Origin of the sequence: Actinomycetospora chibensis (genome assembly GCF_028737215.1) — a bacterium.
GTDB lineage: Bacteria > Actinomycetota > Actinomycetes > Mycobacteriales > Pseudonocardiaceae > Actinomycetospora > Actinomycetospora chibensis.
The window spans coordinates 150,827-166,405 of the sequence record NZ_JAQZAM010000007.1 but is presented as its reverse complement, the minus strand read 5'-3'; the positions used below and the strand labels follow the sequence as shown (position 1 = coordinate 166,405).

Annotated in this window: 10 protein-coding genes and 1 pseudogene; 3 read left to right on the top strand and 8 right to left on the bottom strand. The window is 74.4% G+C overall.

Annotated features, from left to right (window positions below; genetic code table 11):
- Positions 1–47: 47 nt before the first annotated feature.
- From PH189_RS12915 to PH189_RS12890, 6 genes and pseudogenes are all read right to left on the bottom strand, one after another.
- A pseudogene (locus PH189_RS12915) lies at positions 48–1,997 on the bottom strand (fumarate reductase/succinate dehydrogenase flavoprotein subunit); the annotation flags it as partial.
- Entirely contained in the window at positions 1,997–2,833 is an 837-nt protein-coding gene (locus tag PH189_RS12910; protein ID WP_274189196.1) for a hypothetical protein, read from the bottom strand. The pseudogene PH189_RS12915 and the gene PH189_RS12910, both read right to left, overlap by 1 nt.
- A 205-nt stretch (positions 2,834–3,038) precedes the next feature.
- Positions 3,039–3,668 carry a regulatory protein RecX gene (locus PH189_RS12905; RefSeq protein WP_274189195.1) on the bottom strand — a complete coding sequence of 210 codons (630 nt, stop codon included), beginning with the start codon at positions 3,666–3,668 and terminating at the stop codon, positions 3,039–3,041.
- A gap of 5 nt (positions 3,669–3,673) precedes the next feature.
- Positions 3,674–4,714, bottom strand: coding sequence for a recombinase RecA (recA, locus tag PH189_RS12900; protein ID WP_274189194.1), 1,041 nt, complete (start codon positions 4,712–4,714; stop codon positions 3,674–3,676).
- 253 nt (positions 4,715–4,967) lie between these two features.
- Entirely contained in the window at positions 4,968–5,162 is a 195-nt protein-coding gene (locus PH189_RS12895; RefSeq protein WP_274189193.1) for a DUF3046 domain-containing protein, read from the bottom strand.
- Positions 5,153–6,820 carry a glycosyltransferase family 39 protein gene (locus PH189_RS12890; protein WP_274189192.1) on the bottom strand — a complete coding sequence of 556 codons (1,668 nt, stop codon included), beginning with the start codon at positions 6,818–6,820 and terminating at the stop codon, positions 5,153–5,155. The genes PH189_RS12895 and PH189_RS12890 overlap by 10 nt, the downstream gene beginning before the upstream one ends.
- Positions 6,821–6,951: 131 nt before the next feature.
- On the opposite strand from PH189_RS12890, the gene PH189_RS12885 reads away from it, so the two are divergent.
- Positions 6,952–8,130, top strand: coding sequence for a sensor histidine kinase (locus PH189_RS12885; protein ID WP_274189191.1), 1,179 nt, complete (start codon positions 6,952–6,954; stop codon positions 8,128–8,130).
- Complete coding sequence (locus PH189_RS12880; RefSeq protein ID WP_274189190.1) at positions 8,127–8,795, top strand: response regulator transcription factor; 669 nt, start codon at positions 8,127–8,129, stop codon at positions 8,793–8,795. Before PH189_RS12885 ends, PH189_RS12880 begins: the two co-directional genes overlap by 4 nt.
- Here PH189_RS12880 and PH189_RS12875 read toward each other — a convergent pair.
- Together PH189_RS12875 and PH189_RS12870 are read right to left on the bottom strand one after the other, a co-directional pair.
- Positions 8,792–9,466 carry a GAP family protein gene (locus PH189_RS12875; protein ID WP_274189189.1) on the bottom strand — a complete coding sequence of 225 codons (675 nt, stop codon included), beginning with the start codon at positions 9,464–9,466 and terminating at the stop codon, positions 8,792–8,794. The genes PH189_RS12880 and PH189_RS12875 overlap by 4 nt on opposite strands.
- A 7-nt stretch (positions 9,467–9,473) precedes the next feature.
- Positions 9,474–10,715: a patatin-like phospholipase family protein gene (locus PH189_RS12870; RefSeq protein ID WP_274189188.1), complete on the bottom strand. Its 1,242-nt coding sequence runs from the start codon at positions 10,713–10,715 to the stop codon at positions 9,474–9,476.
- Between the two features lie 57 nt (positions 10,716–10,772).
- Between PH189_RS12870 and PH189_RS12865 the strand changes: the two genes are divergently transcribed.
- Positions 10,773–15,539, top strand: coding sequence for an ATP-dependent helicase (locus PH189_RS12865; RefSeq protein WP_274189187.1), 4,767 nt, complete (start codon positions 10,773–10,775; stop codon positions 15,537–15,539).
- Positions 15,540–15,579 lie beyond the last annotated feature (40 nt).

Here is a 15,579-nt window from a genome sequence, read left to right as displayed (position 1 = left end):
CCGGCGTCCTCGGTGCCCCGCGACTGCCGCGGCGGCGCGTCCGAGCGGTGTCCACCCAGCTCGTCACCGGTGTAGTACTTCTTCAGCTCGTCGAGCTCGAAGAGGTCGAACAGGTCGTGGCGCATGGCCGGCTGGCCCTGGTGCTCGAGGTGCACCTCCGGGCCGTCCGGGCTGTCGCGCAGCGAGCAGACCAGCAGCTCCTGGCGCCAGTTCTCGTCCATCGTCGGGTAGTCGTCGCGGGTGTGCCCGCCACGGCTCTCCTGCCGCTCGAGCGCGGCCATCGCGATGCACTCGCTGACCATGAGCATGTTGCGCAGGTCGAGCGCGAGGTGCCATCCCGGGTTGTAGGCCCGGCGGCCGTCGACCGCGACGCGCGGGATCCGGTCCTTGAGCTCGTGGAGCTTCTTGAGCGCCAGCTCCATCTCGTCGGCCTTGCGGATGATGCCGACGAGGTCGTTCATCGTCTGCTGCAGTTCCTGGTGGACCGTGTAGGCGTTCTCGCCACCCGAGTTGTGGATCGGGCGCTCGACGTCCTCCCGGGCCGTGGCGATCGACTGCTCGCTGACCGACGGCACCTCGGCGAGCCCGTCGAGGTAGGCCGCGGCACCGGCACCGGCGCGGCAGCCGAACACGAGCAGGTCGGACAGCGAGTTGCCGCCGAGGCGGTTCGAGCCGTGCATCCCGCCCGCGACCTCGCCTGCGGCGAAGAGCCCCGGCACCGCCGAGGCGGCCGTGTCGGGGTCGACCTCGACGCCACCCATGACGTAGTGGCAGGTCGGCCCGACCTCCATCGGCCCCGCGGTGATGTCGACGTCCGCCAGCTCCTTGAACTGGTGGTACATCGACGGCAGGCGCCGGGTGATCTCCGCGGCCGGCATGCGGCTCGAGACGTCGAGGTAGACGCCGCCGGCCGGGGAGCCGCGGCCCTCCTTGACCTCGTTGTTGATCGCGCGGGCGACCTCGTCACGCGGGAGCAGCTCCGGCGGCCGACGGTTGTTGTCCGCGTCGGTGTACCAGCGGTCGCCCTCGTCCTCGCTCGTGGCGTACTGCTCGCGGAACACCTCGGGGATGTAGTTGAACATGAAGCGCTCGCCCTCGGAGTTCTTGAGGACGCCGCCGTCTCCCCGCACCGACTCGGTGACGAGGATGCCCTTGACGCTGGGCGGCCAGACCATCCCCGTGGGGTGGAACTGGACGAACTCCATGTTCAGCAGCTTCGCGCCGGCGCGCATCGCGAGCGCGTGCCCGTCGCCGGTGTACTCCCAGGAGTTGCTCGTGACCTTGAACGACTTGCCGACGCCGCCGGTGGCGAGCACCACCGCGGCGGAGTGGAAGCAGACCAGCTCGCCGGTGGGACGCCGGTAGCCGAAGGCGCCGGCGATCCGGTCGCCGTCCTTGAGCAGCTCGGTGACCGTGTACTCGTGGTAGACCGCGAGGTCGGACTCGTAGTCGCCGGTCCGCGCGAAGTCCTCCTGCTGCAGCGAGACGATCTTCTGCTGCAGGGTGCGGATCAGCTCGAGCCCGGTGCGGTCGCCGACGTGGGCGAGCCGCGGGAACTGGTGCCCGCCGAAGTTCCGCTGGCTGATCTTGCCCTCGGGCGTGCGGTCGAACAGGGCCCCGTAGGTCTCGAGCTCCCACACCCGCTGCGGCGCCTCCTTGGCGTGCAGCTCGGCCATGCGCCAGTTGTTGAGGAACTTGCCCCCGCGCATGGTGTCGCGGAAGTGGACCTCCCAGTTGTCGCGGGGGTTCGCGTTGCCCATCGACGCCGCGATCCCGCCCTCGGCCATGACCGTGTGGGCCTTGCCGAACAGCGACTTGGAGATGATCGCGACCCGCTTGCCGCGCAGGCGGGCCTCGATCGCGGCCCGCAGGCCGGCCCCGCCGGCGCCGATGACGACGACGTCGTAGGTGTGGTGGGTGACGGGGGCTTGGCCGTCGGGGCCCGTGGTGGGCGCGCCGGCCGCCTCGAACGCGGTGGTGGTTCCCGGGTCGGTCATCAGTTCACGATCCGCAGGTCGGAGATGGTCTCGCTCGCCACGAGCATCACGTAGAAGTCGGTCAGGATCAGTGTCCCGATCGTCAGCCAGGCGAACAGCATGTGGCGGGTGTTGAGCTTCGAGAGCGTGGTCCAGAGCTTGTAGCGCACAGGGTGCTTCGAGAAGTGCTTGAGCCGTCCGCCGGTGATGTGGCGGCAGGAGTGGCACGAGAGCGTGTAGAGCCAGAGGCCGATCACGTTGATCAGCAGGAGCAGCGTCCCCAGCCCCAGCCCGAACGACGTCTCCCCGGTGACCGGGTCGGTGCTCTGGAACGCGAGCACCATGTCGTAGGTGTTGAGGATCGAGATCGCGAACGCGACGTAGAAGAAGTAGCGGTGCGCGTTCTGCAGGATCAGCGGGAACCGCGTCTCACCCGAGTACTTCGCGTGCGGCTCGGCGACCGCGCACGCCGGCGGCGACGACCAGAACGCCCGGTAGTACGACTTCCGGTAGTAGTAGCAGGTCAACCGGAAGCCGAGCAGGAACGGCAGCGACACGAGCGCGTAGGGCAGGAACCACGGCATCTCGCCGAACCACTGGCCCAGGTGGCTCGCCTCGGGGATGCACGAGGCGCTCACGCACGGCGAGTAGAACGGTGAGAGATAGTGGTACTCCTCCACGTAGTACGCGGAGCCCCACAGCGAGCGGATCGTCGCGTAGACGACGAACGTGGCCAGGCCCAGCGCATTCGCCAGCGGCGGCAGCCACCAGCGGTCGGTGCGCAGGGTTCGCTGTCGGATGTCGGGTCGTCCCGGCGCCGGCGGCCGGTACGTCCCGGAGTCGTGTGTGGTGGTCACGGCACCCCGGTCCTCGTCTTCGATGACGTTCCGCGTCGCCGGGACCGCCGCGGTGGGGGGCGGTGGACCGCTGGTGAACCAGGGCGCGGCGACGCTCTGTGGTGGGCCGCACACTACGACGCGTCAAACCCCGGTGTCGCCCGGGTCACCCCCGTCTGGAGGCGTGACGATGGCCACGTCGGGTGATCGGGATCGTCGGCGGGCGTCAGCGGTGGTCGGCGTCCGGATCGGAGAGCAGGTCGTCGAGCGCCTCGTCGGCCTCGTCCGGCGACGGCCGCTCCGCCAGCGCCTCGCGGACGACCCCGTACGCGACGCCTGCGTCGTAGCCCTTGCGTGCGAGCATCCCGACCAGCCGGCGGGCCGCCACCGCGTGCTCGTACCGGGCGAGCGAGGGCAGCCGCCGGTCGACCAGCGCCCGGGCGCGGGCACGCTCGTCGTCACGGCCGATCTCCTCGACCGCCGTCGCGGCCGTCTCGCGGTCGACGCCCTTGCGGTGCAGCTCCCCGGCCAGCGCCCGCTTGCCGAGGCCCTGGTGCCGGTGCCGCGAGGACACCCACTGCTCGGCGAACGCGGCGTCGTCGACCAGGCCGGCGGCGCCCAGGCGGTCGAGCACCCGCCGGGCGACGTCGTCGTCGACGTCCTTGCGGGCGAGGGCGTCGGCCAGCTCGGCGCGTGAGCGGGCCCGGGTGGTGAGGAGGTTCAGGCAGATCGTGCGCGCCACCGACTCGGGGTCGGCGGGCGGATCGGCCGCGTGATCGGGACGGTCGGCGTCGGGTGGTTCCGGCGCACGTCCCCGCGACGACCCCCGCCGCCCGACCCCCTGGCCGAGACCCATCCGACTCAGAAGTCGACGGGCGCCGCGGCGGGCGCCTCGGCGTCGAGCTTCGCCCCGATGCCGAGCTTCTCCTTGATGCGCTTCTCGATCTCGTCGGCGACGTCGGGGTTGTCGCGCAGGAACTTGCGGGCGTTCTCCTTGCCCTGCCCCAGCTGGTCGCCCTCGTAGGTGTACCAGGCGCCCGACTTGCGGACGATCGCCTGCTCGACGCCCATGTCGATCAGCGAGCCCTCCTTGGAGATGCCGCTGCCGTAGATCATGTCGAACTCGGCCTGCTTGAACGGCGGGGCGACCTTGTTCTTCACGACCTTGACCCGCGTGCGGTTGCCGACCGCGTCGGCACCGTCCTTGAGCGTCTCGATGCGGCGGATGTCGAGCCGGACCGAGGCGTAGAACTTCAGCGCCTTGCCACCCGTGGTGGTCTCCGGCGAGCCGAACATGACGCCGACCTTCTCGCGCAGCTGGTTGATGAAGATCGCCGTGGTGCCCGAGGCGTGCAGCGCACCGGTGATCTTGCGCAGCGCCTGGCTCATGAGGCGGGCCTGGAGGCCGACGTGGCTGTCGCCCATGTCGCCCTCGATCTCGGCGCGCGGCACGAGCGCGGCCACCGAGTCGACGACGATGACGTCCAGCGCGTTCGACCGGATCAGCATGTCCATGATCTCGAGCGCCTGCTCACCGGTGTCGGGCTGCGAGACCAGCAGCGCGTCGGTGTCGACCCCGAGGGCCTTGGCGTACTCCGGGTCGAGCGCGTGCTCGGCGTCGATGAACGCCGCGATGCCGCCCTGGGCCTGCGCGTTGGCCACCGCGTGCAGCGTGACCGTCGTCTTGCCCGAGGACTCCGGGCCGTAGATCTCCACCACGCGCCCGCGGGGCAGCCCGCCGACGCCGAGCGCCACGTCGAGGGCGATCGATCCTGTCGGGATGACGTTGACCGGCGCCCGGCCGTCGTCGCCCAGACGCATGATCGAGCCCTTGCCGAACTGCTTGTCGATCTGGGCGAGGGCGAGCTCGAGCGCCTTGTCGCGATCCGGTGCCTGTGCCATGGAATGCCACCTTGCGTCGAAGGTCGGGGGTGTCAGGGGTCGACTCTCTGGCGCCGACGCTAGGCGGGGGGTCCGACAACGGTGGTGCCGGACCGGCCGCCCTGTGGAGAAACGGAACGGTTGTGGACGGACGGCGGCGACGCTGACGCCGCACGGCGACCGTAAGGAGCAGGGTAGACGAACACCTGTTCGATACCGAGCCCCGGTCGCCGACCGGCGTGTCGGGCCCGGCCCGGGTCCGCCCCGGATCCGGTCAGCGCCTCTCGGCCGGCACCTCGAACTCGGCGCACACCGCCCGCCACACGTCGCGGGGCTCGTCGCCGTCCTCGAGGGCCTGCTCGACGGTGCGCCCGCGGAGCGCGCCGAAGACGTGGTCGCGGGCGATCGAGCCGGCACGCACGGCCCCGAACTCGTCGTCCATGAGCCGGCGGAAATGGGTCAGCCGCACGGGCCCACGATAACCTCGGGGGCGTGGACCCCCTGCTCACCACCACGGCGTTCGACTCCCTCGGAGGCACCGTCGGCGCGGTGGTGGCGCTGCTCGGGATGCTCGCGGCGCTGGTCGTCCTGCTGCGCTGGTGGTTCCAGAACCGCGGGCGCTGACCCGTACCTCCTCACGGGCACGTCGAGATGGCGCAGGCTCGGCCAGACGGCGTCCCACGGGGCGAGCCGGCCGGTGGCCAGCCACACCTGCGCCCCCGGGTCGGTGGGGCTCCCGACCTCCCCGACCGGGCGAACCTCGGCGAACCACGGCCGCAGCTCGCCGGCGGTCGACCCGACGTAGAGGACCGAGTCGACGTCGTCCCCGGGCGGCGGGAACCACCCGTAGCTGCGGTTGCTGCTCATCGCGGGCGGGAGCGTCCCCTCCGGGGCCCGGGCATCGATCAGGGCGGCGTAGATGTAGGACTCGGCCATCACCCCGGTGTGCGCGCGCCGTTCGGGCGGGAGCGCGTCGTACGCGCGCGTCGTCGCCTGCGTGACCTGCTCGCCGACCGTGGGCGCGGCCGCCGCCACCGACCCCGGCAGCACCGCGCCCGCCGCCGCGACGCTCAGGACGGTCGCCGGCCAGGCCACCCAGCGCAGGCGACGGTGACCGGCCTCGCGGCGGCGCTGCAGGCCGACCGCACCCACTGCCGCGAGCAGCCCGTAGAGCCCGGCGAGGTAGTACGGGCGGCCGAGGGTGACCGAGAAGAACACGTAGAGGACCAGGGTCGTGAGCGCGAGGTGACGCAGGTCGTGCAGCGCCGGGTCGCGGGCGAGGAGCCACAGCCCGAACAGCACCAGCGGCACGCCCATCACCCCGGCCGCCGCGAGCAGGAAGATCATGATCCCGGGGCGTCCCTGGTAGAGGGATGCGGCCTCCGAGGCCACGATCGGGCCCATCCGCAGCTGCGGCCACCCGTGCAGGGCCTGCCAGACCAGCGTGGGCGTGGCGATCGCCGCCGCGATCCCGGCGCCGGCCCAGAGCCTCGGGCGGCGCAGCAACGCCCGCGGTCCGAGCACCGCGACCGACACCAGCATCACGGCGGCCAGGAGCAGCACCTGGAACTTCGTCTGGGCCGCCACGCCGACGGCGACGCCGAGCGCGAGCAGCAGGCGGTCGTCCCGCACCCGCCACCACCGCACGAGCAGCCACCCGATCACCAGCCAGGTCAGCGGCTCCAGCGTGTAGGGCGTGAGCCAGTGCCCGCTGAGCGTGAGCCAGAGCCCCGTGCCCTGGGCGATCGCGGTGAGCGTCTGCGCCCGCGTGTCCCCGCCGAGCTCACGCGCGATCATCGCGGCGAGCACCGCGGTCGCGGCCGTGGCGGCCACGGCCGGCAGCCGCAGCACGAGCACGTTGCCGGGGGCGATCAGGTCCATCAGGGCCGCGATCAGCGGGGCCATCGGCGGCTGGTCGACCGAGCCCCAGTCGAGGTGGTGGCGCCCGATCGCCAGCATGAGGGCCTCGTCGAACCACCAGCCGGGGATCCACGCGACGGCCAGGTGCGCGGCGGCGACCACGGCGGCGACGGCGCCGACGGGCCACCGCGCGAGACGCGGCACCGTGGCGGGCGGGCCGGCGGGCACGGACGGGCCTGCGGTCGTGGGCGGAGCCGTGAGCATCATGCCGACGAGCGTCGCGACGGGGCCGGGCCGGCGACCACGGCGCACCGGCCGGAGATCACCGTCGAAGGGACCGCTCCCGGTCGACCTTCGGCCGGGGCGGCGTGTCGGACGGCGGCGCTAGCGTGATCGCCGTGCCGCCCACCGCGCTCGTCGCGCGCCTCTACGACGCCGGCGCGCTCGCCGTCGCCCTGCTCGGGGTCTACCTCGCGCAGTGGCCCGAGCGCCCGGTGCAGGCCGGCGAGGCGCCGGCGTGGTGGTGGATCGACCTGGTCGGCGGCGTCCTGTCCGCCCTCGTGCTGCTCGCCCGCCGCCGCGCCCCGGTCGGCTCGGCGCTGATCGTCTTCGGCCTCACGGTGCTGTGCACGTCGGCCTGGCTCGCGGGTGCGGTGGCGACGTTCTCCCTCGCCGTGCGCCGCCCGTGGCCGACGGCCGTGGCGCTCGCGGCCCTCTCGCTGGCCATCGGTCCCCTGCAGGGCCTGTTCCGCGCGCAGACCGAGGAGTCCGCGTCCTGGGAGACCGTCGGGTACGCCGTCGTCATCACCGCCGCCGTCGTGGCCGTCGGCGCCGCCGTCCGCGCGCGCCACGAGCTGCTCGACTCGCTGGTCGAGCGGGCCGAACGCGCCGAGACCGAGGCGGCGCTACGGGCGGAGGCGGCCCGGACGGCCGAGCGCACCCGCATCGCCCGCGAGATGCACGACGTCCTCGCCCACCGCCTGTCGATGGTCTCCCTGCACGCCGGGGCGCTGGCCCACCGTCGCTCCGCCCCGCCCGAGGAGGTCCGCGACGCCCTCGAGGTCATCCGGACGGGGGCCCGCGACGCGCTGGTCGACCTGCGGGCGATCCTCGGCGTCCTGCGCGACCCGGACACCGACGACGAGGCCGACACCGGGGTCGATCCCGCCCAGCGGCCGCCGCAGCCGACCCTGGCCGACCTGGAGCGCCTCCTCGAGGGCGTGCGCGCCGCGGGCACCCCGGTGACCCTGCGCGACGAGCTGGCCGAGGGTGCACTGCCCGACGAGTGCGGGCGCACGCTCTACCGCATCACCCAGGAGGCGCTCACCAACGCCGCCCGCCACGCCCCGGGGCAGCCCGTCGAGGTCGTGCTGCGGGGCGCGCCGGGCGGCGAGGCCGAGCTCGAGGTCTCCAACCCGCTGCCCGCCCTCGGCCCCGTCCGGCCGCCCGGCAACGGGCTGCTCGGCATCACCGAGCGCGTCGACCTCGCGGGCGGCCACGTGCTCTCCCGCGGCCCCGATCACGGCCGCTTCCGTGTCGCGGTGCGGGTGCCCTGGCCGGTGATGGAGCCGCGATGACCGACCCGACCACGGTCCGCGTGCTCCTCGTCGACGACGACGCGCTCGTGCGCTCCGGCCTGCGGCTGATGCTCGGCGAGGCCGACGACATCGCGATCGTCGGCGAGGCCGCCGACGGCGACGAGGTGCCCGCCGCGGTCGCCGAGCACCGTCCCGACGTCGTCCTGATGGATCTCCGCATGCCGCGGGTCGACGGCGTCCGGGCGACCACCGAGCTCCTCGCGCACCCCGAGGCGCCCGCCGTCCTCGTCCTCACCACTTTCGACTCCGACCAGGACGTCCTCGCCGCCCTGCGCGCGGGCGCCACGGGCTACCTGGTCAAGGACACCCCGCCCGCCGACATCGAGGACGCCATCCGCCGGGTCGCGGCCGGCGGCACGTCGCTCTCGCCGTCGGTGACCCGCCGCCTGATCGCAGCGGCCACCGGTCGGGGCACGGGACGCCCGGACGCCGGGGCCCGCCTGGCCGCCCTCTCCGACCAGGAGCGCTCGGTCGCGGCGGCCGTCGGGCGGGGCTGGAGCAACGCGCGCATCAGCCGCGAGCTGCTGCTCTCGCTCTCGACGGTCAAGACCTACCTGTCGAGCGCGCTGTCCAAGCTCGACCTGGACAACCGCACCCAGCTGGCCCTGCTCGCCCACGACGCCGGGCTGTCGGCGCAGGACTAGCCGAGCAGCCCCAGGACGCCCTTGCCGGTCAGGTAGATACCGACCCCGCCGACGGCGAGCACCAGCAGGACCGTGGCGTGGCGGCGTCCCCAGGCGTGCACCGCGCGCACGAGCTCGAGGGTCCGGTCCGGGCGCACGATCACCAGCACGAGCACCGCGGCCGGCACCGCGAAGCGCAGGAGGTTGTAGACGAGCACCTGCGCGATCCCGCCGACGGCGCTCGGGTGGGTCTGGAGCACCGCCACCAGCGCCGCGATGTAGTAGAGCCCGGGGAGGTTGGTCACGAGGCCCGCCCCGGCCATCGCGGTCGGCGTGGGGGACTTCAGGCGTGTCGCGAGCGCGTCGGGGAGCACCGACGAGCGCTCCCTCTCGGGGCGCCGGCGCGGTCGCGGGAGGCGTCCCGTCGCGCGGGCGGCGGCCCAGACGATCGCGAGGACGCCGAGGACGAGGTCGACGATCAGGCGCCCGGCGGTGTTCTCCGAGCTCCGGGTGCTCGCGCCGAAGGCCGTGACGACCAGGACGCCGACCACGACGCTGAGGGCCGCGCCGGCCAGCAGGTACGCGGTCAGCAGGCGCCGGGGGCTCTCGGTGAGCAGCACCGCGTAGACGATCGCCAGGGGCACGGCGCGCACGGCGCTGAGGAGACCGAGGATCAGGGCCTCGGGGCTCACCGGGCACTCACCGCTCGTCCTCCGGCACGGGGCCGAGGTGCAGCGAGACGAGCCGCCCGGCGTCGAAGGTCACGGAGAGCACGCCGGGCGTCCCGGAGGCCGCCACCCGCCACACGACCTCCTCGCCGACGAGCTCCTTGCGCGTGACGTCGCGGACGACGGCGGTGGCGAGCACGACCGCGACGTCGTCGGTGGCGCGCCCGAACGGGGGCTCGAGGACGAGGCGCGCGCCGGCCAGCAGGGTCCGGAGGCGCTCGACGTCGCCCCCGTTCCAGGCCTCCTCGAACCGCAGCGAGGTCAGGAAGACGTCGGCCTGCTCGCCGCCGCGCCGGCGCAGGTCGCGCAGGAACACCACGTCGCGGTTGACCTTCGACGCGGCGCCGAGGAGCCCGGAGACGATCGAGCGGTCGAGCTCGAGCACGCGTACGGCGACCTGCCGGTACCCGCTGGCCGCGGTGAGCGTGCCGGCGGCGAGGAGCTGGTCGATCTTCTCGATCGACGCGAGCTCCTGGTAGAGCGAGAGGTTACCGGCGAGCTCGTTGCGGCGGTCGGCGATGTCGAGGGTCGTGCCCGGCTCGTCGTCGCGCCGCGTCGGGTTGATCTGGACGACCCAGAGCTCGTCGGGGTCGTCGTCGAGCAGCGGGGCGACCGGCGGGTTCTGCGAGAACAGCCCGTCCCAGTAGGCGCCGCCGTCGACATGGATCGCCCGGAACAGGGTCGGGATCGCCGCGGAGGCGAGCACGGTGTCCGGGGTGATGCGGTCGCGGCGGCTGTCGAACGCGCGGAACGCGCCGCTACGGACGTCCACGGCGCCGAGGACGAGGCGCGGGTGTCGGGCGTCGAGATCCGGGACGTCCAGCGCGTCGAAGTCGACGTGGCGTCGCAGCAGCCGGCGGAACTCCTCGCGGCCGTCGAACGCCGGGGGCACGAGGTAGGGGTTCAGCGGCGGCGCGAGGCCGAGGCTCTGGGCGACGCCGGCGCCCACGGCGACGGCGTTGCCGAGGCGCTGGAGCAGCCCGCTCGCGGCGTTGTCCTCCCAGAAGTCCTCGAGGTCGGCCGGGATGCGGTCGCGCCGGTCGTCGCGCAGCGCCGCGAACGTCAGCAGCGCGTTGATCGCCCCGCCCGAGGTGCCGCTGACCGCGACGATCTCGTGGCCGTCGAAGGCCCCGCGCTCGACGAGCCGGGACACCACGCCCGCGGTGAAGGCGGTGTGGCTGCCGCCGCCCTGGAAGGCCAGCGCGATTCTCACCAGGCCACGCTAGTGCTCGCCCGCGTCGTTGTCGGAGGTGCGGGGCACCATGGGGTCGTGTCCCCTTCCGACGGCTCGGCCCCCCGGCGGCCCGCGGCCGTCCTCGATCGTTTCTCCCCCGCCACGCGCGACTGGTTCACGGGCGCGTTCGAGGGAGCCACCGCCGCGCAGGAGGGCGCGTGGGACGCGGTCGCCGACGGGCAGCACGCGCTGGTCGTGGCGCCCACCGGCTCGGGCAAGACGCTCGCGGCGTTCCTCTGGGCGCTCGACCGGCTGGCCACCACGCCGCCGCCCGAGGAGGCCACGCGCCGCTGCCGGGTCCTCTACGTCTCGCCGATGAAGGCGCTCACCGTCGACGTGCAGCGCAACCTGCGCTCCCCGCTGGCCGGGCTGCGCCAGGCCGCGCACCGCCTCGGGATGACCGAGCCCGACGTCACGGTCGGCTCCCGCACCGGCGACACCCCCGCCGACGAACGGCGCAGCTTCAACCGCACGCCGCCGGACATCCTCGTCACCACGCCCGAGTCGCTGTTCCTGCTGCTCACCTCGGCGGCGCGCGAGTCGCTGCGCGGGGTCGACACGGTGATCGTCGACGAGGTGCACGCCGTGCTCGCCTCCAAGCGCGGGGCGCACCTCGCGCTCAGCCTCGAGCGCCTCGACGCCCTGCTCGACGCCCCGGCCCAGCGCATCGGGCTCTCGGCCACCGTGCGCCCGGTCGACGAGGTCGCGTCCTTCCTCGGCGGCGGACGCCCGGTGCGGATCGTCAACCCGGAGACGGCGAAGACCGTGCAGGTCCGCGTCGAGGTGCCGGTCGAGGACATGGCGGCGCTCGACGGCGGCGGCAACGCCTCCGGCCCCGGCGTCGAGGAGGAGGTCGAGGGCTCGGCCGCCGGCGCGGCGCAGAAGGCCTCGATCTGGCCCGCGGTGCAGGAGCGCGTGCTCGACCTCGTCGGCGAGCACCGCTCGACCATCGTGTTCGCCAACTCCCGACGCCTCGCCGAGCGGCTCACCGCGCGGATCAACGAGCTCGCCACCGAGCGTGCCCACGCCGCGGACGCGGAGCGTCCGCCCGTGGAGCTGGACACCGACGACGAGGCGGACGAACTGGCGCCGGTCGTCGGGAGCGCGTTCCCGGCCGAGGCCGTCGGGCAGTCGGGGACGGCCGAGCCCGCCGAGGTGATCGTCGCCCGCGCCCACCACGGCTCGATGAGCCGCACCCAGCGCACGCAGGTCGAGGAGGCGCTGAAGTCCGGGCACCTCCCCTGCGTCGTGGCCACGTCGAGCCTCGAGCTGGGCATCGACATGGGCGCGGTGGACCTCGTCATCCAGGTCGAGGCGCCGCCGTCGGTGGCCAGCGGGCTGCAGCGTGTCGGGCGCGCGGGCCACCAGGTCGGCGCCGTGAGCGAGGGCGTGGTGTTCCCGAAGTACCGCGGCGACCTCGTCTCGTGCGCCGTGGTCGCCGAGCGCATGGCCGGCGGGCAGATCGAGGCGATGCGCTACCCGCGCAACCCCCTGGACGTCCTCGCCCAGCACGTCGTGGCGATGACGGCGATGGAGCCGTGGTCGGTCGAGGACCTCACCTCGCTGGTCCGTCGCGCCGCGCCCTTCGCCGGGCTGCCGGACTCCGCGCTGCAGGCCGTGCTCGACATGCTCGCCGGGCGCTACCCCAGCGACGACTTCGGCGAGCTGCGCCCGCGCATCACCTGGGACCGCGTCACCGACCAGCTGGCCGGGCGCCCCGGCGCGCAGCGCCTCGCGGTCACCAGCGGCGGCACGATCCCCGACCGCGGGCTCTACACGGTGGTCACGCCCGGCTCGGGCGAGGGCGGCACCGGCGGGTCCCGGGTGGGCGAGCTGGACGAGGAGATGGTCTACGAGTCCCGGGTGGGCGACACCTTCCTGCTCGGGTCCACCAGCTGGCGCGTCCTCGACATCACGCGCGACCGCGTCGTCGCCGAGCCCGCGCCCGGCGTCCCGGCGCGGATGCCGTTCTGGAAGGGCGACGCGCCGGGCCGCCCGCTCGAGCTGGGCCGCGCGCTCGGGGCGTTCGTGCGCGAGGTCGCCGCGGCCGACGACGAGGCGGCCCACACCCGCACCGAGGCCGCCGGGCTGGACGCCAACGCCTCGTCGAACCTCCTGACCTACCTGCGCGAGCAGAAGGAGTCCACGCGCCACGTCCCCAGCGACCGCACCATCGTCGTCGAGCGCTTCCGCGACGAGCTGGGCGACTGGCGTCTCGTGGTGCACTCCCCCTTCGGCGCGCAGGTCAACGCGCCGTGGGCGCTGGCCATCGCCGCGCGGTTCCGCGAGACGCGCGGCCTCGAGGTGTCCGCGGCGAGCGCGGACGACGGCATCGTCCTGCGGCTGCCCGAGGCCCTCGACGACGCCGGCGAGGAGATCATGCCGGGCGCCGAGGACGTGCTGCTCGACCCGGACGAGGTCGAGCAGGTGGTCACGGCCGAGGTCAGCAACTCCGCGCTGTTCGCCGCGCGGTTCCGGGAGTGCGCGGCCCGCTCGCTGCTGCTCCCGCGGCGTGACCCGACCCGGCGCACCCCGCTGTGGCAGCAGCGCCAGAAGGCCGCCCAGCTGCTGAGCGTCGCGAGCCGGTTCGAGCAGTTCCCGGTGGTGCTCGAGACGATGCGCGAGGTCCTGCAGGACGTCTACGACGTCCCGGGGCTCGCCGAGCTCATGCGCGACGTGCGCTCGCGGGCGGTGCAGGTCGTCGACGTGGCCACCAGCAGCGCGTCGCCGTTCGCGCGCACGCTGATGTTCGGCTACGTCGGGATGTTCCTCTACGAGCTGGACGCCCCGCTGGCCGAGCGCCGCGCCGCCGCCCTCTCGCTCGACTCGACGCTGCTCGCCGAGCTCCTGGGGTCGGAGGCGATCCGCGAGCTGCTCGACGGCGACGTCCTCGCCGAGATCGAGGGCCAGCTGCAGCGCACCGACCCGGAGCGCCACGTCCGCGACGCCGAGGGCACGGCCGACCTGCTGCGTTTCGTCGGCGACCTCACCACCGCCGAGGCAGGGGCCCGCGGCGTGCAGGAGCCGTGGCTCACCGAGCTGGAGTCCGCGCGCCGGGCGATCCGGGTGCGGGTGGCCGGCGAGGAGCGCTGGATCGCGATCGAGGACGCGGGCCGCTTCCGCGACGCCCTCGGCGCCGGCCTTCCGGTCGGCGTGCCCGAGGCGTTCACCGAGCCGGTGGCCGATCCGCTGGGCGACCTCATCGCCCGCTTCGCCCGCACCCGCGGGCCGTTCCCGGTGGCGGCCGCGGCCCACCGCTTCGCCCTCGGCACGGCAGTCGTCGGCGGGGTGGTCGACCGCCTGGTGTCGTCCGGCCGGCTCATGCGCGGCGAGCTGCGTCCCGAGGGTGCCCCGCCGCTGCCCGGCGTGCCGGCCGACCTGCCGGCCACCGGACCGGACGTGTGCGACGCCGAGGTGCTGCGCCGGCTGCGGCGCGGCTCGCTGGCCCGGCTGCGCGCCGAGGTCGAGCCCGTCGAGCCGGCGGCGCTGGGTCGCTTCCTGCCCTCGTGGCACGGGATCGGGCCCAAGCGGATGCGCCGCTCGCCGGGTCCCGACGACGTCCTGGGCGTCGTCGAGCAGCTTGCCGGCGCACCGATCCCGGCCAGCGCACTCGAGAGCCTCGTGCTCCCGGCCCGGTTGCCCGGCTACTCCCCCGCGCTGCTCGACGAGCTCACGAGCGCCGGGGAGGTCACGTGGACCGGATGCGGCTCGCTGGCCGGCGGCGACGGGTGGCTGGCGGTCGCGCCCACCGACCTCGCCGACCTGCTGCTGCCCGACCCGGAGGACGAGCACGTCGACACGCCCCTGCACCGCGCGCTGCGCGAGACGCTCGACGCGGGCGGGGCGCTGTTCTTCCGCCAGCTCACCGAGCGCACGCAGGCGGTGCTGCGCGAGGGCGGCGAGGCCGAGACCGCCCTGCCCGACGACGCGACGCTCGTCGCCGCGCTGTGGGACCTGGTGTGGGCGGGTCTCGCCACCAACGACACGCTCGCGCCGGTCCGGGCGCTCGTGTCCGGCGGCGGGTCGCGCGGCAGCGGGGGCTCGCGGGGCGGGGCGCACAAGCAGCGCCGTTCGCCGTCGCGGGGTCGCTACGCCCGGCTGGGGCGCGCGCCCATGCCCTCGCGGACCGGCCCGCCGACGGCCCAGGGTCGCTGGTCGGCCGTGCCCGTCCGCGAGGCGGAGCCGACCCGGCGGGCCCAGGCGCGCACCGAGGCGTTCCTCGAGCGGCACGGCGTGCTCACCCGTGGCGCGCTCGACACCGAGCGCGTCACCGGCGGGTTCGCCGGCATCTACCCGGTGCTGCGGGCGATGGAGGAGTCGGGCCGTGCGCGGCGCGGCTACGTCATCGAGGGCCTGGGCGCGGCGCAGTTCGCGGTGCCCGGCGCGATCGACCGGCTGCGGGCCGAATCGCGCCTCGAGGACGACGGTGGCGCGCCGAGCGCCCTCGTCCTCGCCGCCACCGACCCCGCCCAGCCGTGGGGCGCCGCGCTCGAGTGGCCGCCCACGACCGGGGACAACTCCCATCGTCCGGGGCGCAAGGCGGGGGCCCTCGTCGTGCTCGCGAACGGAGAGCCGGCGATCTACGTGGAGCGGGGCGGGAAGTCGCTCTTGAGCTTCACCGGCGAGCGCGACGCCCTCGCCGCCGCCGCGTCCGCGCTGGCCACGGCCGTGCACGAGGGCTGGCTCGGCGGCATCGCCGTCGAGAGGGCCGACGGCTCGGGAGCCCTCGACGGGATCCTGGCCGAGGTGCTCACCGACGCCGGCTTCCGGCACAGCCCGAAGGGCCTGCGCCTGCGGGCCTAGGGTGGGCGCCGACAGCGAGCAGGCGAACAGCAGGGAGCGG